Here is a 24191-nt window from a genome sequence, read left to right as displayed (position 1 = left end):
ATGAAAGATTATCAATATCAAGTGGGAGGGAGCCTGCCTGCAAACGCCCCAACTTATGTCACTCGAAAGGCGGATGAAGAACTTTATCAAGCTTTAAAAGCCGGAGAATTTTGCTATGTTCTCAATGCCCGACAAATGGGAAAATCATCACTGCGAGTGCGGACAATGCAGCGGTTACAAGCAGAGGGAATCGCCTGTAGTAGCATTGATATCACAGAAATTGGCACTTCCGATATTACGCCAGAAGAGTGGTATGCAGGTGTGATCGATAGTATCGTCAGCCGATTAAATTTGTATGAATTTTTTGATTTAGATGAATGGTGGGAGCAGAATAAATTACTATCTAATGTTAAACGATTTAGTAAATTTATTGAAGAAGTATTACTCAAAAATATCTCAGCAAATATAGTAATTTTTGTCGATGAATCGGACAGCTTAATTAGCTTAAATTTTAAAATAGAAGATTTCTTTGCTGTAATTCGTGATTGCTATAATAATCGAGCTGATAAACCCGACTATCGTCGATTAACATTTACAATGTTAGGGGTGGCAACTCCCTCAGATTTAATTCAAGACAAGCGGCGCACTCCTTTTAATATTGGTCGAGGGATAGAGTTGACGGGGTTTCAATTAGCAGAAGCGCAACCTTTGGCAGTTGGGTTAGAGACTCAAGCAGAAAATTCGCAAGCATTGTTAGAAGTGGTGTTATATTGGACAGGAGGACAGCCGTTTTTAACGCAAAAAGTTTGTAAATTGCTGCTCAGTCATGCCAACTCTGCATCCATGCAATATACCGCTGAGTGGGTAGGAAATTTAGTTCGACAAAAGGTGATTGAGTATTGGGAAGGACAGGATGAACCAGAACATTTAAAGACGATTCGCGATCGCTTTTTACGCAGCGAACAACGGGCCAGTAGGTTATTGGGACTATATCAGCAAATTTTGCAGCACAATGAGATAGGGACTGATGATAGTCCCGAACAAATGGAATTACGATTAACTGGCTTGGTGGTTAAGCAGTCTGGCAAAATTAAAGTTTATAACCGGATTTATCAATCGGTTTTTAACCTGGATTGGGTGGAAAAACAATTAGCGGAACTCCGCCCTTACAGCGAAAGTTTTAAAGCTTGGATAGAGTCTGATTGCCAAGATGAATCGCGACTGTTGCGGGGCCAAGCCTTCCAAGATGCTCAAACTTGGACCGCAGATAAAAGTTTGAGCGATTTGGATTATCAGTTTTTAAATGCCAGTCGGGAAGTCCAACAACGGGAAGTTGAACGAGAGTTAGAAGCACAAAAACAAGCGAATAAAATTTTGACTCAAGCAAATCAGACGCTAATTAAAGCAGAGCAATTGGCCACCTATAAAGTCACTCAAGCCCAGAATTTAGCAAATGTCATCCAGGAAACTGCTTTTTCTAATGAATCATTTCGTTCAGGACAGATATTCCAAGCACTGTTGGAAGCATTAAAGGCAGGGCAAGCATTCAAACAACTAGATTCTTCAGCCGAGACGACAAAACAGATTAGAGGACGAGTGATAGCTGCGCTGCAACAAGCAGTGTCCGTAGTAAAAGAGCGCAATCATTTGGAAGGGCATAGCAATTCTGTAAATAGCGTCGCCTTTAGTCCAGATGGCAAGAGATTGGCTTCTGCAAGCTTTGACAACACCATCAAACTGTGGCACCTGGAAACCCAAAAACCCATCGCTACCCTCACCGGGCATAGCAGTTCTGTCAGAAGCGTCGCCTTTAGTCCAGATGGCAAGATATTGGCTTCCACTAGCGCTGACAAAACCATCAAATTATGGAACTTGCAAACCGCAAAAGCCATTGCTACCCTCAGAGGGCATAGCGATAAGGTTATGAGCGTCGCTTTTAGTCCAGATGGCAAGATATTGGCTTCTGCTAGCGCTGACAAGACCATCAAACTGTGGCACCTGCAAAGCAAAAAACCCATCGCTACCCTCACCGAGCATAGCAATGAGGTCTCTGGCGTCGCCTTTAGTCCTGATGGCAAAACTTTGGCTTTTGCAAGCAGTGACAACACCATCAAACTGTGGCACCTGGAAAGCCAAAAACCCATCGCTACCCTCAGCGGGCATAAAAATTGGGTCTATAGCGTCGCCTTTAGTCCTGATAGCAAGACATTGGCTTCTGCAAGCCGTGACAACACCATCAAACTGTGGCACCTGGAAAGCCAAAAACTCATCACTACCCTCACCGGACATAGCAATGAGGTCTCTAGCGTCGCCTTTAGTTCTGATGGCTTGACTTTGGCATCTGCAAGTAGTGACAACACCATCAAACTGTGGCACCTGGAAAGCCAAAAACCCATCGCTACCCTCAGCGGGCATATCAATTCGGCCTTGAGCGTCACCTTTAGTCCTGATGGCAAAACTTTGGCTTCTGCAAGCAGTGACAACACCATCAAACTGTGGCACCTGGAAAGCCCAAAATCCATCGCTACCCTCACCGGGCATAGCAATTGGGTCTATAGCGTCGCCTTTAGTCCCGATGGAAAGACATTGGCTTCTGCTAGCAGTGACAACACCATCAAACTGTGGCATCTGCAAACCCAAGAACTTATCGCTACCCTCACCGGGCATAGCAATTGGGTCTGGAGCGTCGCCTTTAGTCCCGATGGCAAGACATTGGCTTCTGCAAGCAGTGACAACATCATCAAACTGTGGCACCTCGAAAGCCAAGAACTTATCGCTACCCTCACCGGGCATAGCAATTCGGTTTTGAGCGTTGCCTTTACTCCAGATGGCAAAACTTTGGCTTCTGCAAGCGGTGACCACACCATCAAACTGTGGCACCTCGAAAGCCAAGAACTTATCGCTACCCTCACCGGGCATAGCAATTGGGTCAGAAGCGTCGCCTTTAGTCCCGATGGCTTGACTTTGGCATCTGCAAGCTTTGACAACACCATCAAATTGTGGCAACTGCAAACCCAAAAACCCATTGCTACCCTCACCGGGCATAGCAATCTGGTCAGAAGCGTCGCCTTTAGTCCCGATGGCTTGACTTTGGCTTCTGCAAGCTTTGATAACACCATCAAACTGTGGCACCTGCAAACCCAAAAACCCATTGCTACCCTCACCGGGCATAGCAATCCGGTCTTGAGCGTCGCCTTTAGTCCCGATGGCTTGACTTTGGCTTCTGCAAGCCGTGACAACACCATCAAATTGTGGAACCTGCAAACCCAAAAACCCATCGCTACTCTCACCGGGCATAGCAATGAGGTTTGGAGCGTCGCCTTTAGTCCCGATGGCCAGACCTTGGCTTCTGCAAGCTTTGACAACACCATCAAACTGTGGATTTGGGATGTGGATAAACTAATGGCATTAGGTTGCAATTGGATTAGCGATTATCTCAGAACCAATCCGAAAGTAACAGCAGAGGATAAACAGATGTGTGCTGATTACCTTAACAAAGAGTCAATCAAATAGGAGTTACGCAAAAACAGCCAACCAGCAAGATGTTCGCACTACATTTTTTTACCACCACTTCCACTTGTTCCGTTGTCCATTTCTCACTCGCATCAGTCACAACCCTAATATTTCGCTGCGACGAATCTTCATCCACAACCGGCACCAGCATCGGATTATTAAATCTTGCTATTTAATTTTCACTTTTGTAGTTAGGCGAGGTTTGGGGAGGTCAAAAGGCGGTAGGTGCTAACTCTGAGGGATATTACACTGATGTCCCTTTGAATATAAAGTGTAAAACTCCTGAAGTGCTGACATTTTTTCTCTCAATCTAGATATCTCTACATCCAAGGGAGGAAGTAGTTTCTCAAGGTGGCGAACCTCACTAAACCACAGTCGTAACTCGGGTTTGAGAGTCGCATAGAGCGTTTCGGGACAGGAGAGTAATATTGCTGTTATTATCTCTGCTACGAATGGCTGTTGCGGCCACTTCCCTACAACAGACATTGCATCCCCCTCATCGCTTGACAAGCATTGGTGAACAATATCAAACAGTGAATTTAACTCAATAGCTGCCCGTAATTTCTCAAGTGTCTCTGCCGTCTCTGACGAGGTATGCACCATAGTTGTGAATTCAACAGGCAAATGGTGCAGGATGGTACTGACAACTGAAGCAATGGAATCAGGTTGCTCTTTTCTCAGAATATCTGGGAGTATTTCTGTAAAGTAAGGAGCAACACTACGCCACTGATGTAAATCACAAGCAACATGAAAGAAGGTTTCTGGCAACCTTTCACTCTTCTGCAATAAAATATAACCTCGACATTGATTAGTGACCGGATCGAGAGCTTCAAACGCTTGCCATAACAAAGGCAGAGAAACCCAGTGAGGTGGATATTTGAAACGGGCAACATCCAGCAGAAGAACTAGATCCCGCTTTGGATGATAGCCACCAATTGGTGAAAAGTGACCATCACCCGTTTGTCCCAATACCTTTCGGCTGTAGGAAACAACTAGATGAATATCACCTGACGCCGCACTCACCTCCTCAACTGCTTGCCGAAAGTTTTCCAAGCTGCTTTGGTGGTAACGATTAGGTTTTACAACAGCACCGTTGCAACGTGCGAGACAGACAAACTCATCAAAGGTGATACCGTTTTCTTTAATGACTGAAAGAGGTAAGCAACAGTCTAAAAATTCTTCTCCATACCATCTCCACACCCCTTTCCAAATGCGACCCGGATCGATGGATAAGGCATTAAGAACAACAACTAAACTACCCAATCCACAAAAAGCGGGTTCTGCTTGAGTATGAAACTGTTCCGCTAGAGCAAAATACCCTTCCATACCTCCCAATGCCAACGCTTCTCGAAATATTTGCTTTCCCTCTACGGAGGAAAAGGCAATAGCAGAATCGGGGAGTGAACGACGATAAAACCCTTGAGCAGACATTGAGTGTTTTAACCCTTATTGCTTATGGTGCTAATAAATATTATGCAACATCGTCACATTGATAATGATGAATGCACTTATTTACTATTTTTTTCAATCTTAGCAATAAAACGCTGCGAAGGTTTGACTTTCGGGGTGCAAATTTAAAAAAGGTGACCCTTTGCGACGGACGGCTAGACATCAAGCTGATGAAACAATTCGGCAATTTACCACAGATTGAGCGGTAGAAAGCTCCGCTAAATCAAGCTTTTGTTAATAGCCTCACTCACGCGCTCGATGTTTGAGAAAAGTCGGTTTAAGAGTTGCAATCAATCAAATTTAAGCGGGTGATTTTGATTGGCACTGAGGTGGTCGATGCTCCGGGGATGTATATAGAGGTGGCTGATAACGACATGGCACTTAGCAAATATCTCACAGCGCCACTTTCTGCTCCCTGGTTGGCAGAACCAGCCATCTCGTCAATAATTACTCTCAGCTATCGGATAATTGTAGAGCAGCACAAAGGATAGTTCAAGTGTTTTTTGCTACCTGATAAAGGTACGACATTTCGGATAGAACTTCGGCTGCATCACAGTTAATTAATAGTATTTACAGTTGGGTGGGAGCGGGTTTTTGAAATTGTTAGTTTTAGTCTGAGATTGTTGGTGAAGCCGCCCCTACAGTGAATGCCAAATATTTGTCAACTGAGTTCGGCAATGAGCCGAGAATTGATTTCGCTGCTAATTTTGTACTCGCACTGCTGTTGCAGCGGACACTCGCCGCAGCGGGGGTTTCTTGCAGTGCAAACTGCCGCCCCAAAGTCCAGCATTCCTAAATTCCACGGCCCGACTTGCTGTTTGGGAGCAACTCGTTCTGCGGCTTGCCAAAGTTCGAGCGATCGCGATTTTACTTTACCGCCGTCAATCCCAAAAAAACGCTGCAAAATCCGAGCAACATTCGTATCGAGCACCGCTTTTGGCTGTCCGAAAGCATTAGCGCAAACCGATCGCGCAATGTACTTGCCAACTCCGGGAAGTTCCAGCAACTGAGCTTCGGTGCGGGGAACATTTCCCTGATAATTTTCTAAGATAACCAGTACCGATTCTCGCAGCTTTTGCGCCCGAAACAAAAGACCCAAAGGCTGCAACAAACTAGCAACTTCCTCCGCAGGCGCGGCCGCTAGATCGGAGAGATTCGGATATCGATCGACAAATTCTTGATAAATCGGAGCCACTGTAGCAGCAGTAGTTTTTTGCAGCAGGAACTCAGCCACTAAAATCGCGTAGGGGTCGCAGGTACGCCGCCAAGGAAAATCCCGGAAATTCTGCTGGGCCCAAGTTTTGAGCCGGCGGCGGAACCACCGGACTTTGGCTGCATTCAAAGGCTTTGACCCAGGCTCGCAATCAGAATCAAAAACAACGGCATTTATTGCAGGCATTTGATTGGCACTTTGAGAAACTGTCAATTTTATATTTATATAATAGCAGATTTAAATAATGTGTGAGCTTCTCTTTTTCTGCTTTTTTCTCTTGACCTCAATAGCGTTCTCTGCGTTTAGTAAAAAAATATTATTAACCACCAGCCAGACCCGGAAACCGAGAAAAGATTGGGATTTCAAATATTTTAAAAATGTAAAATTTTGTATAGCAAACAACAGAAATTATAGAAAATAGACGATAGTTGATGTTCAAGAGATTTCAAGCCTCCGCGAAAACAATTTTTAATCAGGTAATAACATGGTAGTAGCAGCACCTGTTCAATCCGGCAGTCAGTCGATTTTTCAAACTCGCTATGAGAACTTTATCGGCGGCAAGTGGGTGCCACCGGTGAAAGGAAAATACTCGGAAAACCTGTCTCCAATTACAGGAAAATCAATTTGTCAAGTCCCCCGATCGAGCGCGGAGGATGTAGAATTGGCACTAGATGCCGCCCACGCCGCGAAAGACAAGTGGGGTAAGACTTCCCCAGCAGACAGGGCGCGGGTTTTACACAAAATAGCCGATCGCATCGAAGAAAACCTCGATCGCCTCGCCATCGCCGAAACCTGGGACAACGGCAAACCAATTCGCGAAACCCGCCTCGCAGACATACCGCTGGCGATCGACCATTTCCGCTACTTCGCAAGCTGCATCCGAGCTCAAGAAGGATCGATCGGCGAACTCGACGGAACCACCGTCGCCTACCACTTCCACGAACCCCTAGGCGTCATCGGACAAATCATCCCCTGGAACTTCCCGATATTAATGGCCGCCTGGAAACTCGCCCCAGCCCTCGCCGCCGGAAACTGCGTCGTCCTCAAACCAGCAGGCCCCACCCCCGCCTCAATCTTGGTACTGATGGAAATCATCGCCGACTTAGTACCAGACGGCGCAATCAACGTCATTAACGGGCCCGGCGCCGAAATCGGCAAAACCCTCGCCACCAGTCCCCGGATTGCCAAAGTCGCCTTCACCGGCGAAACCACCACCGGCAGGCTAATCATGCAATACGCCTCCCAAAATGTCATTCCCGTCACCCTAGAACTAGGCGGCAAATCTCCCAACATTTTCTTTGAAGATATCTGCGCCCAAGATGATGAATTCCTCGACAAAGCTGTCGAAGGATTTGTGATGTTCGCGTTCAATCAAGGCGAAGTGTGCACCTGTCCCTCCCGCGCCTTAATTCAGGAGTCAATCTACGATCGATTCATGGAAAGGGCGATCGATCGCATCCGTCAAATCAAACAAGACAACCCCTTAGATCCGACAACCGCCCTCGGTGCCCAAGTCTCCATCAACCAGATGGAAAAAATCGCCGAATACGTCAAAATCGGTCACGCCGAAGGCGCAGAATGTCTAATTGGTGGCGAAAGAAACATCTTATCCGGCGACTTGCAAGACGGGTATTATTTTCAGCCGACAGTCTTCAAAGGAAACAACAAAATGCGAATTTTCCAAGAAGAAATCTTCGGCCCAGTATTAGCAGTCACCACCTTCCAAGACGAAGCCGAAGCATTAGAAATTGCCAACGATACCCTCTACGGTTTAGGTGCAGGAGTGTGGACTCGCGACATCAACACCGCCTACCGCATCGGCCGCGCCGTTCAAGCCGGTCGCGTATGGACCAATTGCTATCACCTATATCCAGCCCACGCAGCATTCGGCGGCTACAAATCATCTGGAATCGGCCGCGAAAATCACAAAATGATGTTAGGTCACTACCAGCAAACTAAGAATTTGTTAGTCAGCTACAGCCCCAAAGCTTTAGGCTTTTTCTAAGGTTTTAGTCATTGGGAAGGAAACAGGAAGAAGGACAAACTTCAGTGATTGGCGAACTCCTTCTTTCTCTCTTTCCTCTCCTTCTGTGCGCCCTCTGCGGTTCATTAAAAAAAATTATTCACAAACGAAATAAAAGTGCTACACAAAGAGACTGCAATGGAAACGATCGCAAAAGTCACCGCAACAGAAGCCGCTTTAAAATTAATTAACCATCTCAAAAGTCAACACGGAGAATTGATGTTTCACCAATCCGGCGGCTGCTGCGACGGTAGTTCCCCCATGTGCTACCCCAACGGGGAATTGATCGTCGGTAATGGTGACGTATTACTCGGCGAAATAGGCGGTTGCCCCTTTTATATTGCAGCGCAGCAATACAAAAATTGGCAGCACACGCAGTTAATTATAGACGTAGCATCCGGGCCCGGAGGCAGCGATTTTTCCCTGGAAGGGCCGGATGGAGAGCGTTTTATTACTCGTTCCCGTTTGTTTGTCAATGCTGAGTAATTAGTTCTTGAAAACGCGAGATATGTTAGATTGCCGACTTTTTAAAGAAGTCGGCAATCGGGGTATTTTTTATGCGGACTTACTTATATACGCATTTCCTCAATAAATGCAATGCTGTCAAAAATGCCATCTTTAAAAATTTGAGTGCTACGAACTCGGTGATTGTCTGCCACTAAAGTGATTGTTTCCACAAAAGTAATCAGTGCGTTACCCTCAGTTTTTGTTGACCGCATGCAGATAATGTCCTGACCCGCATCCCACACGACCCCCGAAAAATCAGCATTACTGCTAGAAAATAATTTCATCATCCGATTTTCATATTCACCTTGAAAATTGAGCTGAATGCGAGAACCATCTGAGTATTCATAGTTGTTAACTTGTCGGTGGTGACTCCCCTCAATCCCTATGCTTATAGTACACAAAAAGCTGCGAAAAAAATGTCCGCGAGTATCAGTCTTAATAAATTCGCCTTTCCAAGTACCAATATGACGTGTGAAAATTTCCGGTACTTTCTCTAAATCAGGAGAGTTTAGAGGGTTGACGGTATCTTCATGAATTCCCAAATCGTTATTCATTAATTAGTCTCCGGTTTATCTAAAAAAATTGTCCAAACTTAAAAGCGCTTTTTTGTGGGTGAGGGCGTTTTTTTAACCTGTCTGTACCCTTTAAAGTTATTGGCGAACCCGCCCTACAGGATGATTGGAATTTGGCTAACGGCGACCTATTTTTAAACTCATTTCGCGGCTAGTGCGTTGATATTCGTGGACAATAGGTAATCTTTCAGCTTGAAAATTTTCTAGCGCTTCGGCAATATTAGCACTATCTCTGAGATGTTGTGCTAAACACAAACCATCTTCCCAACCGGAAGTCATACCTCTAGCGCGTGTGGAGCTTTTCGCGTGGGCCGCATCTCCAATTAAGATAACACGGCCATCATAGATTTTGGGTAGGGGGTCAATGTCATAGGAAAAACGACAGACAATATTTTCCACAGGGGTTGATTCAATCACTTTTCGAGCATCCTCTGGGAGTTTTGCTAGTTCTTGGGGAGGAATGGTAATATTATTAGGTTGTAGTTTCCCTACTTCGGAGTCTGCCCGATCTTTTTCAATAAAGAAACCCCAATGAGTGCGACCTCCACCAATGTGAAAGAAGTTGGCATAAATTCCCCTACCGCGTACATAAACAAAAAAGTTTCCTTCTGGACAGAAGCTGCGATCTTCGACAATTCCTCGCCAGACGATATCGCCTAAATAGAATAGTTCAACGCCTGGAACTATATACTGACGAACTTTTGAGACGATTCCATCGGCACCAATTAAAAGATCGCCTTCCCATTTACTGCCATCTTTAAAGTGGGCGATCGCACTGTGTTCGGTTTGGGCGATCGATGCTAATTCTGCATTAAAATGAATACACTCAGGCGGTAACTCGTCGAGGAGTGCTTCTAGAATAGCTTTGCGGTGTACCAGCATTCCTGGGAGTTCATTTTCTTCATAAGTGACGGGTTCAGAATTGATGACACCGCCGCGGAGGTTGCGAAACTCGAATAATTTAACCGGATCGCCTGAGTTAATAATTTTCTGGCTAATTTGAGGGTTTCCTTTATGCAGCGCTTCCATACCTGCTTGTACGATCAGGATACCACAGCCATCGGTGCGCGGATGGGGTGCTTTTTCAAACAAGTCAACTTGAAACCCTTGTTGAATCAGCAGAATTGCTAGATAAGCTCCTGATGTTCCTGTGCCGATAATACCTATCCTGCTTTGGGTCGAAACCATTTGTGCTTCTCCTGATTTAAGATTGCCGATCGGTTCTCAACTATTATTGTAATTAAGGAAAATCTAATTTGCGCGATCGCCCAATTGCGGATTTAGTTTATGTTGATAGCGACAGGTTTCAAGCTGTCGCTAAAATCAGTATCTAAGCTGATGCAGGATTAATGTTTAATTGATGACTTCAAAATTCACGCGCTCAAAACTTAAGACTACTTTAAGCTTGAGTATTTTTAATTAGAGCCACTTCAATTTTGTCACCAGCCTTTTGACTGACTTGGGCGCGCAAACCTGGTCCAAAAAAAGTAGCTATTTTGTCTTGCTTTTCTTCCCAGACTTCGATCGGCATTAGCGGCGAATAAAACTCTAGAATTAACCCATAAGCACCATCAACATTAACTTCCCGCAACCCTTGCAGGAGCGGCCGTTCCTCGTCTGTCGGGGCCAGGCCCAGGCGCTCCAAAGCATCATCTAAGTGCGCTTGTTGGCCGTAGCGAAATCGAGTGACATCTTTGCGGACTTGGTTTTGAGTATCTGTGGCCTGACTTTCTCGCAGCAGGAGAACTTCAGCAGAGGTAGGTTCGGTGAAATCCACTGGTTCGAGTTCGGCCGCTTTCAAGGCCAAACCTCCCAGCAACAGCGGAATTCCATAAAAAAAACCGGCTAGGTTCAGGGTAGGTCTGTCTGTGAAGTAGGCTCCGAAACCGACTGCTGCTATAATACCGCCAACAACTAAGGCTAGGTTTGCTAAAGAAATTTTGCGTAACATATTAGTGAGGTAAGTAGTCGGACAGAAATAATATACTTTAATTATTATCTGTCAAAAAGTCTTGAATAAATTTAGTTTTTTTGCCAAAAGACCTGCAAAAACTGCTAGCATCTATGAGCGCGGGAGCGGTGTGCATCCACAGTCTTGTCTCTAGGTTCAGAAGCTTATCCTGCCGGACTCGCCCGGGCACGCCATCGGTAAATATCCGTGTTAATTGCGCGGCGTTGGTTCCAGAAGGCAATCGAGATCGGCAGTATCATCAAAGTATACAGAGTGGCGATCGCGATCGACACTCTTGCCCTTTCAACCATTTTTCGGACATGATTAAAGACGAAGACAAACAAACTGCTGGAGCAAACAAGGCGGTTTTGGAGCAGATTAACTCGCTCAAACGCGAAGATGAAAGGCTTTATAATATCTTAGCGATCGATGTCTGGGCCCTAGCCAAGACGATGGATGAATATCAACCGGGATTTTGGGCTGCTTTTATGAAAAACCGGGAGAAGGCCCTGAAGCGATTTTTAGCTGGAATGATGAAAAATAAACCCGCAGATAGCAAACGTCCGCCTTTTTTACGCTAAAATGTGGCTGGAGTTTGGCTGAAGTTTTGATGTACAATCAAACTATAACACAGACCAAAAAACCCTGAGCAGGTTCATCACTTCCCAGATAAAAACAGTGAAGGATTTGCCCAAAAAGGTATGTCGGTGAATTAAGAATCTCCGTCTGTTCGCAGGGGGGAGTGTCAAATATTTTTGTTAATAGTAGCAAAGGCAAAAAACCATGGATGCACAAACAATCAAAGAGCGCGTAGCAGAGATCGAGAGCAAGCGGGAATCTCTCGTGCGGCTGTTAGATCGATCGGACTTGGGAGCCCTGAGAATAGATGTGAGTCAGGCGATCGAAGAAATTGACGATCTCTTAGAAGAATTCAAGCGTACTTTTAACAGTTAAGTCGTCAGTAGTCAGTAGTCATTAGTCATTAGTTGTCGCGCATTTAATTTGAATAGTTATGTTAGTGAAAATCGTGTGGGGTGGGCATCTTGACCGCCCAAAAAGTCAAAATTAAATGCAGTACAGCTTAATAGCTAACAAAAACCGAACCCTGCTAACTGCAAATTTGACAACTGACAACTACTGACTACTAACTAATGACTAATGACTAATAACTAATTCATCACCATATCCATCAAAATTTGCTGAGAACTCACTTCCGGGCAATTAGCAGGCGGCCGCCGCTGAGAGTAGTGTCCTCCCGGCTGCAAATCCCAAGCTTGGCGGTTGTCAGCCAGCATTACACCCAAAATTTCTTGCAATTCCTTAGCAATTGTCGGGTCTTCCACCTGAACGATCGCTTCAACCCGTCTTGTGAGATTGCGCTGCATCCAGTCAGCAGAACCAATATACACCTCTTCGTCGCCACCGTTAAAAAAATAAAACATCCGAGAATGCTCTAAAAAGCGGCCGATAATACTGATAACTCGGATATTTTCGCTAACACCTTCAACGCCGGGACGCAAACAGCAAATCCCCCGAATAATCAAATCAATTTTAACTCCCGCTTGCGAAGCTTCGTACAAAGCAACAATGATTTGAGGGTCAACTAAAGCGTTCATTTTAGCGACAATGCGGCCACAGCTACCGCTGCCGCCTTCAGTCTGCAAGCGGCAAAATTCTGCCTCGCGGCGGATTAAAGCTAAAAATCGATCGCGCATATTGACAGGCGCCACCAATAATTTGCGATAAGATACCTGCCGGGAATAACCAGTCAAATAATTAAACAAATCCGCCAAATCCGAGCCCAAATCCTCGCGACAACTCAACAAACCCACATCGGTATACAGTCCGGCTGTTTTGGGATTGTAATTGCCGGTGCCGATGTGGACGTAGCGGCGGATGTACCCGTCCTCGCGACGCACTACCATCACAATTTTGGTGTGGGTTTTGAGTCCCACCAAACCGTAAACTACGTGGACTCCAGCTTGTTCTAACTTGCGAGCCCAATTAATATTATTTTCTTCGTCAAACCTAGCTTTGAGCTCTACTAAAACGGCTACCTGCTTGCCGTTTTCCGCTGCTTGAATTAAGGCGCTGACGATCGGCGAATCTCCAGAAGTGCGATATAAAGTCATCTTAATTGCTAAAACGGAGCGATCGTGCGCCGCCTCAGTAATAAACCGCTGTACCGTCGCAGCAAACGAGTGATAGGGATGGTGCAGCATCAAATCCCCCTGCCGGATGGTGGTGAAAATATCCTCGCCCTCTTCAGCATCCAACCTCGATTTGTCTAAAATCCTTGCCGATTCCGAGTTCCGCAAGCGCGGCGGCACAACCGGAGTCCAAGGCGGGTCTTTCAGTTCCGGCACCGGCAACCCCACAAAAGACATCAAATCCTTGAGGCCTAGCAGCCCCTCTACGACGTAAACATCTTGCTCACCGAGATCCAGCTCCTCCATCAGCATATCTCGCAGCGCAGGCGGCATAATCGCTTGAATTTCCATCCGCACCGCAGAACCTCCAAACCGGCGCTTGCGGAGCTCCTGTTCTATTGCCAGCAGCAAATCCTCTGCCTCATCTTCCTCCACCGTCAAATCGGAATTGCGAGTAATGCGAAACGGGTGATATTCCTCAACGTCCATCCCCGGAAACAAAGCTTCTAAATTGTGGGCAATCACCTGTTCGAGGGGCACGCCAGTCCAAACAGGAGATTTACCCCTCTGCTGCCACTGCAAATCCCCCGGTAGTGGCAAAAACCTCGGCAAAACCTGCGGTACTTTGACGCGGGCAAATAATTCTTCCCGCGTGTCGGGGTCTCTGACTACTACTGCTAGATTGAGGCTGAGATTGGAAAGGTAGGGGAATGGGTGGCTGGGGTCAACTGCTAGGGGAGTGAGTACGGGAAATACTTGTTCTTTGAAGTAGCGGTGCAAGTAATTGCGCTGTTCTTGATTGAGGTCAATGTAGTCGAGAATGTAGATTTCGCTTGCTGCTAGTTTCGGCCGCAGGGTCTGCTCAAAATAGGAGTGCTGCTGAGTAACCATTGGCAAAAGCCGCTTGTTAATGGCATCTAGCTGTTGTTGGGGCGTGCTGCCGTCGGAGGTCAATTTGCTGACTTTTGCGTGTACTTGTTGTTTGAGGGCGCCCACGCGCACCATAAAATATTCGTCTAGGTTGGAGCTAAAAATAGCGAGAAATTTAAGTCTTTCTAGGAGGGGCGTGCGGGGGTCGAGGGCTTCGTGGAGCACCCGGTTGTTGAATTCTAGCCAGCTTTGTTCTCGGTTGAAGTAATATTGAGGATCGCTGAGGTTGATTTCAGTGTAGGTTTTGGCGGGGGTCTTTTTTGGCTTGGGCATGGTTTGAGGGACTCTTTGGGAGGCTCGGTGATGGCATCTCTAGAAATAGTATTGTAGGTTAAAGGATTTGTTCGCATCTGCTTTTGGTCGATCGTGCGTTCTTGTAATACCTGTAGGGAAACGGCATTGCCCTGTCCGACCCCTGGATTGCGAACCCATCCCTCCCATCCAATTCTGTACCGCATTCGGCAAGTCCTCTTGATTTGGCGGAAAACCTGTTAACGGCAATTCCAGCGGTGGGTTAAGCGTGCCATGCTTGATAAAATTCTGGGTAAGTCATATTTTCGGCACACTCCCAGATGACTTCGTGACATCTTTCATTCCGACCAAAATCATTTTTGTAGATTTCCGAAGTTAGGCGATTTTTCAAACCTGAGACTGCGGTGGCGAAGTGTTTACCTTTCATAATTTGCAGTAAGCTATCTGCCGGATCAAAAATAGAATATTCAGGGTGATAATTAGGAATCAACTCTATTAAAGTCGCGATCGCAACTGGATAATATTTCTCTATTTTCCCTAAGCTAAATGCCGATCGACACCGGGTATCTGGGTTAGCTGAGTTGCCGATTAAATCGACTAAAGTGGCGATCGCAACTGGGTGATTTTTGTCTATTTCTCCCAAATATTCTGCCGCTTGAAGCCGGGTCTGTTCATCACCTGAAGTGCGGATTAACTCGATGAAAGCGGCGATCGCCACTGGGTTATCTTTGCCGATTTTCTCTAATTTATTTCCCAATTCCCACAGATGATAGGCATTCTGAGAAGTGCCAAGCAACTCGACTAAAGCGGAGAGTGTAACTGGGTTATTGTTGTCTATTTTTCCTAAGCTTTCTGCCGCTTGAAGCCGGGTATATTCACTTTGAGAAGTACCGAGCAACTCCACTAAAGCGGAGATGGCCTCTGGGTTATTTTTGCCTATTGCCCCTAAGCTTTTTATCGCTTGACACCGGGTACTTTCAGCACCGGAATTGCGGATTAACTCGACTAAAGCGGCGATCGCAACTGGGTTATTTTTGCCTATTTTACCTAAGCTATCTGCCGCTGACCACCGGGTTCTTTCATTGGAATTGCGGCTTAACTCGACTAAAGCGCTGATTGCAACTGGGTTATCTTTATCTATTTTCCCCAAACATTCTGCGGCTCGCCACCGGGTAACTTGATTGCGGGAAGTGCGGATTAAATCGACTAAAGCAGCGATCGCAACTGGGTTATTTTTGCCGATTCTTGCTAATCTTGCTGCCGCTTGATAACGATTATCTTTAGGACGGTAGTTGCGGATTGAATCCAATAAAGTTTCGATCGCTACCGGGTTATTTTTGTCTATCCTACCTAAAATTTCTGCTGCTCGCCCTTGAGTAACTTTATTATCTGAAGTGCGGATTTACTCGACTAAAGCGGCGATCGCAACTGGATTATTTTTCCCTATTTTCACTAAGCTATATGCCAATATTATACAGGTAGGTACGTTATGCCGAGAGAAATGCGGGTAGAAATGGTTATCAACTGAATTGCGGATTAGTTCTACTAAAGCTGCAATCGCTTCTGGGCTATCTTTGCCTATTTTTCCCAAGCTATATGCCACTCGCTTCCAGGTCTTGTTCTCAACTGACTTGCGGAGTAACTCGACTAAAGTGGCGATCGCAACTGGGTGATTTTTTTCTATTTTCCCTAAGCTCTCTGCCGCTACACACCGGGTATGTTCATCTTGAGAAGTACCGATTAACTCGACTAAAGCGGAGATAGTTTCTGGGTGATATTTGCCTATTTCCCCTAAGCTTTTTGTCGCTCGCCTCCGGGTATATTCATCACCTGAATTGCGGATTAACTCGACTAAAGCGGAACCCGCCTTTTCCCGATCCGTCTCTTTCAGAACTTCCCTTGCTCTATCGACAATTGGATCTAGAAATGTCCGCCAATCCTGTTTTTGCTTATTAAAATAACCAAATCCCCAAATAACAATCTGCGACACAATCTCATCAGCAAGACTACAATCTTTAAACTCAGCAATCCCCGCAGCCGCTAGAAAATACGCCCGATATCCATAAAATTTATCCCACCTAACCTTAAACTTAACCAACGCCTTAATAAACGCTTCCTTCTCCTCTTTCCCTACTTCCTCCCGCCCCAACCACAGCAAAATCACCTCTTGCCACTGCTTCTCAAAAATGCGATACCTAGCATCAGGATGTTGCGGATTCTTAGGAATATGATTCAAGAAAAAGTGCCAATCCTCAACCGCCAACGCCGCAAAATATTCCTGAAATGTCGGATGGTAAAAAGCATAAATCCCCTCCGCCGTCTCCGCATCCCTCGCCACTAAATTCAGCCAACCCAAACGACAAGCTAACTCAAAATGGAATTCACCCATCACCCGATATGCCACACTTTCGGGCAACTGAAACCGGTCCGTTTCATTTAACATCCCTGAAAGTGCCAATTTCCCCAAAGCCGCATTCAATTCCTGCTGCTGAATCAAATTCAGGCGCGGTTTTTTGCACTGATACAAAGTAGTCACAAATAGCCGATAAAGCTTAGCCTTAGTATCCGGCAACTCCCCATCCAACGACTGCCAAGTGCCGCACAATAACGAACATCTCAGGGGATTTTTCACTAAATCTCGGATTCGCTCTTTTCCTGTTGCTGCTAATGCTTCCCGTAGCTGTTGAGAAAGCACCCCCCCAGCCCCCCTTGCTAAGGGGGGAGCAAGAGTTTCATCTTCTCTTGTCTGCTCCCCATCATCTCTTGTCCCCCCCCTTACCAAGGGGGGGTTAGGGGGGGTTCCAAACCATTTATCGATAAACATTTCCACCTGTTCGGGATAGGAAAACTCCAGAGTACGATAAGTATCAAAAGTATCCAACGCAGAGCCGATCGCATCCCAAACATTCTGCCGACAACTTAGCACAATTCGCGCCTTTTGAATACAGCCGCCAGTTCTAATTTGCTGCAGAATTTCCGCCAAAGGATTGCCATCTCCGACAGCCATCTCATCCGCCCCATCCAAAACCAACCACAGGCGCTCAGCATTAAACTGTCCTAAAAAATCATCCTTAATTTCTGCAGTCGCGTCAGCCTTCCCAATTCTCTTAATAGCCGCCAACAGCCAATTATCAAATAAATACGGCTCTAATTCCTTCCCCTGCAAATCCGCCAAGGATACCCAAATTACAATTGCCTCGGAAATGCCCGCCGCTACCCAATTCGCAATCTGCCGCAACAGCATTGTTTTCCCCGCGCCCGGTTCCCCAATAATTCCTAACCGCTTCCCATTGCTTTTAGGGCTACTTCCTTGCTGGATAACTTGCTCAAGAAACTCGCTGTGTTCAAATTTTTGGGTAACTTCTTTTTCCCGGTACAAATCCGAACCTTCCTCAGCCGCAACCTCCTCGCGTCGCTGAGTCACTTTCTGCCGTTCCACCAATCCCAGCGGCACATAAACATCATCTATTTCATGGTTGCCAAAAGTTAGCTGATTGCTACTAAGCCGCTGCTGTTCTTTATCCTCTAATATCTGCTGGCAAATAGCTTGCCAATCAATCGGCACGTAAACAATCCGGCTTTTTTCAACTATCTCCTCAAGCCAAGCATACATCTCTTGGGTTCTGCCATCAATCCGGGTTAAACTCTGCCCCGTAAAAATCTGAAAAGCTTTGTCATTGTCCTTGATTTCCCGAGCAAAGTATACAGATACCAAGGTAAACAATTCTTGCTCTAACTTAGTCTTGTAGGGTGCGACATCGCAATTTTCTAGGGCGACTTCCAGCAATTTTGGCTTGACTTCTTCAACCTGATTCTGTTTTAACTCATCTGCGGCAGTCAGCAGCCATTCTATCTCATCTAAACCTGCAATGGGAATCCCAGAGGAGACTGTTTCTTTATCAACCTGTTCTAACTCTAATTTGAGCTTTTCGAGCTTTCGTTTCAACCACTCAAAATCCCACCGCCTGTCTTGCAGCGCATAGGAAAAACTCTCTCGGTTAGCCGCATTTTTTGGATCGATTTCCTGTTTGCATTCTGATGCGATTTGTTGCTGAGCTTTCAGGAAAGAAGTTTTCAGCGCTTTTTCTAAATCGTGATTGACAAGTTTTCCGTTTCGTGATTTTTTTTTATTCCCGTCAAACAGAGGTGCTTGAGTGCATCATTGGCTTGAGTGCCCACTATCCCATCGAAAGCGACTTTCAGAAGACTTCCCAATATCGCAGCTTCTAGCATTTGACGGTTCTCCTAAATTCAGGCTGCAAGTGGGTTATTTCAATGATAGGCGATCGACTTTGGTTGCGAGCGATCGACCTATGCTGAAATCATCACATCAAAACTTCGATCGTCACATCAAAATTCGATCGCTAAAACATTGAATTTAGACAAAAAGTTCAACTATTTTTCGAGGATTACCACGAAATCCTCAATCATCACATCAAAAGTTCGAGCCAGCTTGTGGACTGCTGCAAAGTCAACCATTGCCATCCCCTGAGAACGGGCATAATTGCTAATCGTACTGTAGCCCACGCCCGATCGCTCCGCAACCTCTTTGAGCGTCCATCCCTTCTCGGCAGCCAACTCTCGAACCCGCAATCTGACTAAGCCTTTGCTCATATTTACTATTTACAAAATTTTGGATTTAGTATAATATATCAAAAAGCGATCGCCCCCGGTCTGCAAACTAAAGACGATCGCCAGTTAAAATTAATCCCGACAGATAATTTCTGTCGATCGCACTTAGCAGAGATAGATTTACCTACTACCACCAGATGCAACTACAATGATATCAGAAAATCAGCTAAGATCGTCAGCGATCGGCGCATCAAAAATTATTCACAAATCGTCGATCGTCAATCCGCGATCGAGATTTGTCACCGAAGAAACAGTGGCACTCCTGTTCAACATCTCACCCGAACAGATATACCGGATCGATTGCTGCCACAACGTGGTGTACGTTCATGCTAAAGGCCTCAGTCGATTTGTCAGCTACGCTGATTTCCCCCCAATCTTAGAAGTAAAACCGCCCTGTGCTCAAGATTTTGTCGCCTGGTACAAACGCTGGAAACGGACACAAGCACCAGATTTTTGGACTAAATTCTATACGTACAACTTCAAAACGGCTGTTTCAGTTGACAGCTTGCTTGAATGGGGTAAATTAGTTGCTACAGTTAAATCGGTAATTTCTGCCTCAGCGCTGCAACAGCTACGAGATGTTTACGCTCAAGAAAAAACATTGATGGAGAATTTTTAAAGCAGTAGGGGCGAGTAAACCCGCGATTGTTGGCCACCAGCAAGATCAATGTAAGGTGCGCTTCGGCGCACCCTACGAAATAGAGATTCTACTCAAAACTCTTCTTTACCTTCCAATCCCCACATATTGGAAACCAGCCGTTTCTAAAGCCTTCTTGTCTAGGAAATTGCGGCCATCAATCATCACCGGATGATTCATCAACTTCGCCATTTTATCGTAATCTAAATTGCGAAACTGTTCCCAGTCAGTCACCAACACCAAAGCATCGCAACCGTCGGCCAGTCTTTCCGGATCGGTTTCTACCAAAACTCCCGACAAACCGTGACGCATCCCAGTTTGAGAAACAATCGGATCGTAAGCTTTAACTTTCGCTCCCAACCGATTCAAATTCTCGATTAAATTTAGCGCTGGAGCATCTCGCAAATCGTCAGTATCCGGCTTGAAAGTTAAACCCAAAAGTCCGACTGTTTTACCTTTGAGAATCTTCAAAACTTGTTGCAACTTTTCAATAGCAATCAACCGCTGGCGTTCGTTAACTTCCACCGCCGCTTTCAGCAAATGCGCCTCGTAGCCGTAATCGTCAGCAGTGTGAACTAAAGCCGAGACATCTTTGGGGAAACAAGAACCGCCCCAACCAATGCCCGCTTGCAGAAACTTGTTGCCAATCCGCGAATCTAAGCCGATACCTCGGGCAACTTGACTAACATCTGCACCGACGCGATCGCAAATATTAGCAACTTCATTAATAAAGCTAATCTTCGTAGCCAAAAAAGCATTAGCTGCGTACTTAATCATCTCCGCTGAACTGATATCAGTCATCACCACCGGAACCTCGGGCAAAGACGGATTTTCTGCAAACTTGCGATCGACAATCGGCCGATATAACTGTAGCATCATATCCATAGCCCGCCGAGAGTTACTGCCGAGAACAATGCGATCGGGATTAAAAGTATCGAAAACAGCACAGCCCTCCCGCAAAAACTCCGGGTTGCTAACCACATCAAATACCACACCTTTTTTTGCCGCTACTTCCTCACCCGTAGCCACATCATTGGTTTGAGCTTTTTGACGTTCCGCCAAACCGTCGAGGACAATCCTCCGCACCCAGTCCCCGGAACCGATGGGAACCGTAGATTTATTGACAATTACTTTATAATCGCCGTCGAGGTGAGCTCCAATGCCGCGAGCAACCGCTTCCACGTAGCGAGTATCGCTTTCCCCAGTAGGCAAAGGAGGCGTCCCCACGGCAATAAACAAAATGTCTCCGTGAGCCACTCCTGCTGCTAAGTCCGAAGTAAATTCTAGATTGCCCGACGCAGATGCAGAGGACATTAATTCAGACAGTCCGGGTTCAAAAATAGGCGACTGTCCTGACTTCATTAATTTAACTTTTTCTTCGTTGTTGTCTACGCAAATCACGTGGTGGCCGATGTGGGCCAAGCAAGTGCCGGTGACTAAGCCAACATATCCTGTACCGATGACGCAAACATGCATACAAATGTCCTCAAAGTTAGTAAAAAAATCTGATGGCAATCGAGAATTGGGAATTGGCAATTGGGAATAAGGAAGATTTTTTCCCTGCCCCACTCTCCCCTTCTCTCAGTCTCTACTTTTGGTTTCCCTCGATGCGATCGCGGAAATCCTTTACAGTCAACTCTAAACCTTTATCCAGCGGCACAGTTGGCTCCCACCCCAACCAACTTTTAGCACGAGTAATATCCGGTTGTCGCTGTTTTGGATCGTCTTCCGGCAGCGGTTTAAAGATAATCTCTGCCCCTGGATTAATCATATTTTGAATTTTTTCTGCCAGTTCCAAAATAGTGTATTCGCCGGGATTTCCCAAATTCATCGGCCCTATTTGGTCGCTATTCATCAAACGAATAAATCCTTCCACCAAATCAGAAACGTAGCAAAAACTACGTGTTTGGGAACCGTCGCCGTATACAGTCAGCGGTTGGTTTCGCAAAGCTTGAGCAATAAAATTGCTCACTACTCTGCCGTCATTTTCCAACATCCGGGGACCGTAGGTATTGAAGATTCGCACAACTCGAATGTCTACCCCATTTTGACGGTGGTAATCAAAAGATAAGGTTTCAGCTACTCGTTTGCCTTCGTCATAACAACTGCGAATTCCTATACAATTAACGTTGCCGCGATAATCTTCTGTTTGCGGATGAACATCAGGATCTCCGTACACTTCGGAAGTGGAAGCGAGGAAGAATCTTGCTTTTACCCGTTTTGCCAATCCCAACATATTCATCGTGCCGATGACATTTGTTTTAATAGTCTTGACAGGGTTGTACTGATAGTGTATTGGGGAAGCAGGACAGGCCAGATGGTAAATCTGATCTACCTCTAACCGAATCGGTTCCGTGATGTCGTGGCGGATCAACTCAAAATAGGGGTTGTCCAGCCATTTAAGGATATTGCGTTTAGTCCCGGTGTAAAAATTATCCAGGCAGACTACCTCATGTCCTTGGGCCATTAAGCGATCGATTAGGTGAGAACCGAGGAAACCCGCACCGCCTGTGACTAAAATTCTCATTGTGGAAACTGCCGTTCTGTTTAGGGGTAGGACTGGTATACAAAAATTCAGTCGCTCGAATGAAACTTACTAATACAATAACAAAATAGCGATCGCCAATGTAAAGACTTATGCGTCACTTTTATAAAATCTTTAATTAACTTAGCATTGTCAAATACTTGGAAGAAAGTGCTATAATTCGCAAATGTTGGTAGCAATTTTTATTGAAGCTTTAATATTTCCGAAAAAACACTCTTGACATTAGTTATGTTATTTGTTAGTGGTTATTGGTTACTTGATGACTTCGCTTTGAGGTTGGGCGATGCCCTAGGCGATAGGTGCGCTTCACGGGCTTATTTGAAAAAACCCGGGTCGATTTATCTGAAAAGCAATATGAGAGAAATTATGTCGATTTCGGGAAAAGAATGTCTGCCACTTTCAACCCTGCGTGGCACTCGTTCAATTGGAATTTCTGGAGATTCCAGCCAGAACTAAATCAGGTTGATTGTCTAGCCTTTAGTTTTACAGTTTCTCAATAATTGAGCAAAGTTACGATCGGCTAAAGTTGTCTCGAAGGCGAAATCGGTGCCAGAGTCTGATAAAGTTCGCAGTTTTTGTATCATTAAGCGTCCTGCGAGAATATGCAACTGACTGTGGAGTGAATTAGGACATTCCGGCCGCGATCGCATCTGCATTGACATATTCAAAACATTCTCAAAAATTGGGTAATAATTTCCTAAAAACTGTAGTTTTACTTGTTGAACCGTTGGGTTCACCAATAATATAAAGATTCGGCAAAATAATATTAATGTTATCGCTGGGGTTGTTGCTTTAGTCTGTAAGGGCGATCGCGCTTCCTGATTTTAGTCGCTTCACGCTACCAATCTGTTGATTTGTGGCAAAATTTTAGTTACCGTTGTTATCGTTGATGTCTAGATTTTGTATTGATAATTCTGAAGGTAGCGGTACAGTTATTTGTAGGTATACACCAATTTGTATTTGATTGTTCTCAAAACTTATATTAGTTACATTAACTTTACTATTTTCAGATACACCGTCTTGAATAGGGAATTTAGCAGGTGGCTTAGTTTTATATCCAGCATCCTCAAGCCATTCAGCAATGTTTCTCCAGTTTTCTATTTTTTCAACGCCTTTACCCACCAGACTTTTGACGTACTTATATAAGGTAGCGCATAGGTCAGTTTCAACTCCCTTGGGGTTCTTTTGGCGTTTTTCCGCTATTTCTCCGGGACTATGACACCACAGAAGCCCCCGCAGGTGAAGCTTTTCCATTGGGGTGAGGCGTTTTCCCTTGGCTGAGGCCAGGTCTGCGTAGAGGTTTTCTAAGTCCCAGTGGTTTGCGGCTTCGATAAATTGCTCGTCGGCTGGCGGCATAGCGGAGTGGGGTGAAAATTCCTGATATAAGTCTAACACAATTACTGATGAGTGTAAGATAAAAGCTATGGTTAGTTAGATTATTATAAGTAGAATATCCCGATCTACGTGCAATGAGTCAAAATGACGAGAGAGCTAGCTTGAAGTAGCTAATAACTAGACTCATTGAGCATTGCTGAATCATTAGTTTTGAGGAAAATTTTATGATTTTTATAATCCCGATTATTTTGGGTGCTGCTGCTATAGCTGCTTCCGCTCTTGGCATTGGAGCTGGTATTGCAGGTGTTTCCGACATGAACGATGCAAAGAAAATGGGCAAAAGCGCTCAAGAACAGCATGAATGTGCTTGCAATCGTTTGAAAAACGAATGGGAATGCACTCAAAATCTTGCAGAAGAGTACGGTCAACTGCAACTAAATATCAAAATTCGTACAATTGGGCGATGGTAGTGCTTTTATGTAAAGGATAGAGGATAATAGCACTACCCCAATCTTTTGAGGAGTCTCATGATGAAACCCTAT

Annotated in this window: 22 protein-coding genes; 8 read left to right on the top strand and 14 right to left on the bottom strand. The window is 45.4% G+C overall.

The features are described 5' to 3' along the window. A complete protein-coding gene (locus QUA53_RS02105; protein ID WP_333094997.1) occupies positions 1 to 3453 on the top strand; it encodes a WD40 domain-containing protein in 3453 nt (1150 codons plus the stop codon). A 228-nt stretch (positions 3454 to 3681) separates the two neighbouring features. On the opposite strand, the gene QUA53_RS02100 is transcribed toward QUA53_RS02105, so the two are convergent. Beyond that, positions 3682 to 4884 carry a phytochelatin synthase family protein gene (locus QUA53_RS02100; RefSeq protein ID WP_333094999.1) on the bottom strand — a complete coding sequence of 401 codons (1203 nt, stop codon included), beginning with the start codon at positions 4882 to 4884 and terminating at the stop codon, positions 3682 to 3684. Positions 4885 to 5186: 302 nt separating this feature from the next. Between QUA53_RS02100 and QUA53_RS02095 the strand changes: the two genes are divergently transcribed. Continuing rightward, positions 5187 to 5393: a hypothetical protein gene (locus tag QUA53_RS02095; RefSeq protein ID WP_333095001.1), complete on the top strand. Its 207-nt coding sequence runs from the start codon at positions 5187 to 5189 to the stop codon at positions 5391 to 5393. A 170-nt stretch (positions 5394 to 5563) separates the two neighbouring features. Here QUA53_RS02095 and QUA53_RS02090 read toward each other — a convergent pair whose 3' ends face one another. Further along, positions 5564 to 6301, bottom strand: a complete 738-nt coding sequence (locus tag QUA53_RS02090; protein ID WP_333095002.1) for an A/G-specific adenine glycosylase — start codon at positions 6299 to 6301, stop codon at positions 5564 to 5566. Between the two features lie 298 nt (positions 6302 to 6599). Between QUA53_RS02090 and exaC the strand changes: the two genes are divergently transcribed. Next, on the top strand, positions 6600 to 8120 hold the full coding sequence (exaC, locus tag QUA53_RS02085) for an acetaldehyde dehydrogenase ExaC (RefSeq protein ID WP_333095004.1): 1521 nt from the start codon (positions 6600 to 6602) through the stop codon (positions 8118 to 8120). A gap of 135 nt (positions 8121 to 8255) precedes the next feature. Beyond that, positions 8256 to 8624 (top strand): DUF779 domain-containing protein, encoded by a 369-nt coding sequence (locus QUA53_RS02080; RefSeq protein WP_333248650.1) that lies wholly within the window; start codon positions 8256 to 8258, stop codon positions 8622 to 8624. Positions 8625 to 8707: 83 nt separating this feature from the next. Here QUA53_RS02080 and QUA53_RS02075 read toward each other — a convergent pair whose 3' ends face one another. From QUA53_RS02075 to QUA53_RS02065, 3 genes are all read right to left on the bottom strand, one after another. Continuing rightward, positions 8708 to 9199 carry a DUF3598 family protein gene (locus QUA53_RS02075; RefSeq protein ID WP_333095007.1) on the bottom strand — a complete coding sequence of 164 codons (492 nt, stop codon included), beginning with the start codon at positions 9197 to 9199 and terminating at the stop codon, positions 8708 to 8710. Positions 9200 to 9334: 135 nt separating this feature from the next. Then, positions 9335 to 10405 (bottom strand): FAD-dependent monooxygenase, encoded by a 1071-nt coding sequence (locus tag QUA53_RS02070; protein WP_333095009.1) that lies wholly within the window; start codon positions 10403 to 10405, stop codon positions 9335 to 9337. A gap of 211 nt (positions 10406 to 10616) precedes the next feature. Continuing rightward, complete coding sequence (locus tag QUA53_RS02065; RefSeq protein WP_333095010.1) at positions 10617 to 11168, bottom strand: DUF2854 domain-containing protein; 552 nt, start codon at positions 11166 to 11168, stop codon at positions 10617 to 10619. 80 nt (positions 11169 to 11248) lie between these two features. Between QUA53_RS02065 and QUA53_RS02060 the strand changes: the two genes are divergently transcribed. Both QUA53_RS02060 and QUA53_RS02055 read left to right on the top strand, forming a co-directional pair. Continuing rightward, the gene (locus QUA53_RS02060) at positions 11249 to 11749 is read left to right on the top strand and encodes a hypothetical protein (RefSeq protein WP_333095011.1); all 501 of its coding nucleotides are present in this window, start codon (positions 11249 to 11251) and stop codon (positions 11747 to 11749) included. 202 nt (positions 11750 to 11951) lie between these two features. Beyond that, entirely contained in the window at positions 11952 to 12122 is a 171-nt protein-coding gene (locus QUA53_RS02055) for a hypothetical protein (protein WP_015176488.1), read from the top strand. A 215-nt stretch (positions 12123 to 12337) separates the two neighbouring features. Here the strand turns inward: QUA53_RS02055 and ppk1 are convergent, their stop codons facing one another. The 5 genes from ppk1 to QUA53_RS02030 all read right to left on the bottom strand — a co-directional run bounded on the left by ppk1 (position 12338) and on the right by QUA53_RS02030 (position 19114). Beyond that, the gene (gene ppk1, locus QUA53_RS02050; protein WP_333095014.1) at positions 12338 to 14521 is read right to left on the bottom strand and encodes a polyphosphate kinase 1; all 2184 of its coding nucleotides are present in this window, start codon (positions 14519 to 14521) and stop codon (positions 12338 to 12340) included. A gap of 241 nt (positions 14522 to 14762) precedes the next feature. After that, positions 14763 to 15902 carry a HEAT repeat domain-containing protein gene (locus QUA53_RS02045; RefSeq protein WP_333095025.1) on the bottom strand — a complete coding sequence of 380 codons (1140 nt, stop codon included), beginning with the start codon at positions 15900 to 15902 and terminating at the stop codon, positions 14763 to 14765. Then, positions 15903 to 18446, bottom strand: a complete 2544-nt coding sequence (locus QUA53_RS02040) for a HEAT repeat domain-containing protein (protein WP_333095015.1) — start codon at positions 18444 to 18446, stop codon at positions 15903 to 15905. It abuts the gene before it with no gap. A 140-nt stretch (positions 18447 to 18586) separates the two neighbouring features. Continuing rightward, complete coding sequence (locus tag QUA53_RS02035; protein WP_333095016.1) at positions 18587 to 18733, bottom strand: hypothetical protein; 147 nt, start codon at positions 18731 to 18733, stop codon at positions 18587 to 18589. A 162-nt stretch (positions 18734 to 18895) separates the two neighbouring features. After that, complete coding sequence (locus QUA53_RS02030; protein ID WP_006632503.1) at positions 18896 to 19114, bottom strand: helix-turn-helix domain-containing protein; 219 nt, start codon at positions 19112 to 19114, stop codon at positions 18896 to 18898. Between the two features lie 166 nt (positions 19115 to 19280). Between QUA53_RS02030 and QUA53_RS02025 the strand changes: the two genes are divergently transcribed. Beyond that, positions 19281 to 19751 carry a hypothetical protein gene (locus QUA53_RS02025; protein ID WP_333038668.1) on the top strand — a complete coding sequence of 157 codons (471 nt, stop codon included), beginning with the start codon at positions 19281 to 19283 and terminating at the stop codon, positions 19749 to 19751. Positions 19752 to 19856: 105 nt separating this feature from the next. On the opposite strand, the gene QUA53_RS02020 is transcribed toward QUA53_RS02025, so the two are convergent. The 4 genes from QUA53_RS02020 to QUA53_RS02005 form a co-directional block, all read right to left on the bottom strand. Then, positions 19857 to 21245 carry a UDP-glucose/GDP-mannose dehydrogenase family protein gene (locus QUA53_RS02020; protein WP_333095018.1) on the bottom strand — a complete coding sequence of 463 codons (1389 nt, stop codon included), beginning with the start codon at positions 21243 to 21245 and terminating at the stop codon, positions 19857 to 19859. Positions 21246 to 21357: 112 nt separating this feature from the next. Continuing rightward, positions 21358 to 22296 carry a UDP-glucuronic acid decarboxylase family protein gene (locus QUA53_RS02015; protein WP_333074146.1) on the bottom strand — a complete coding sequence of 313 codons (939 nt, stop codon included), beginning with the start codon at positions 22294 to 22296 and terminating at the stop codon, positions 21358 to 21360. 488 nt (positions 22297 to 22784) lie between these two features. Next, complete coding sequence (locus tag QUA53_RS02010) at positions 22785 to 23051, bottom strand: hypothetical protein (RefSeq protein ID WP_333095019.1); 267 nt, start codon at positions 23049 to 23051, stop codon at positions 22785 to 22787. 130 nt (positions 23052 to 23181) lie between these two features. Then, the gene (locus QUA53_RS02005; protein WP_333095020.1) at positions 23182 to 23709 is read right to left on the bottom strand and encodes a helix-turn-helix domain-containing protein; all 528 of its coding nucleotides are present in this window, start codon (positions 23707 to 23709) and stop codon (positions 23182 to 23184) included. A 164-nt stretch (positions 23710 to 23873) separates the two neighbouring features. Between QUA53_RS02005 and QUA53_RS02000 the strand changes: the two genes are divergently transcribed. Beyond that, positions 23874 to 24119 (top strand): hypothetical protein, encoded by a 246-nt coding sequence (locus QUA53_RS02000; protein WP_333095021.1) that lies wholly within the window; start codon positions 23874 to 23876, stop codon positions 24117 to 24119. Positions 24120 to 24191 lie beyond the last annotated feature (72 nt).

Origin of the sequence: Microcoleus sp. Pol12B3, assembly GCF_036701355.1 — a bacterium.
In the GTDB taxonomy this organism is placed as follows: domain Bacteria; phylum Cyanobacteriota; class Cyanobacteriia; order Cyanobacteriales; family Microcoleaceae; genus Microcoleus.
This window is presented reverse-complemented; position numbering and strand designations above follow the sequence as displayed.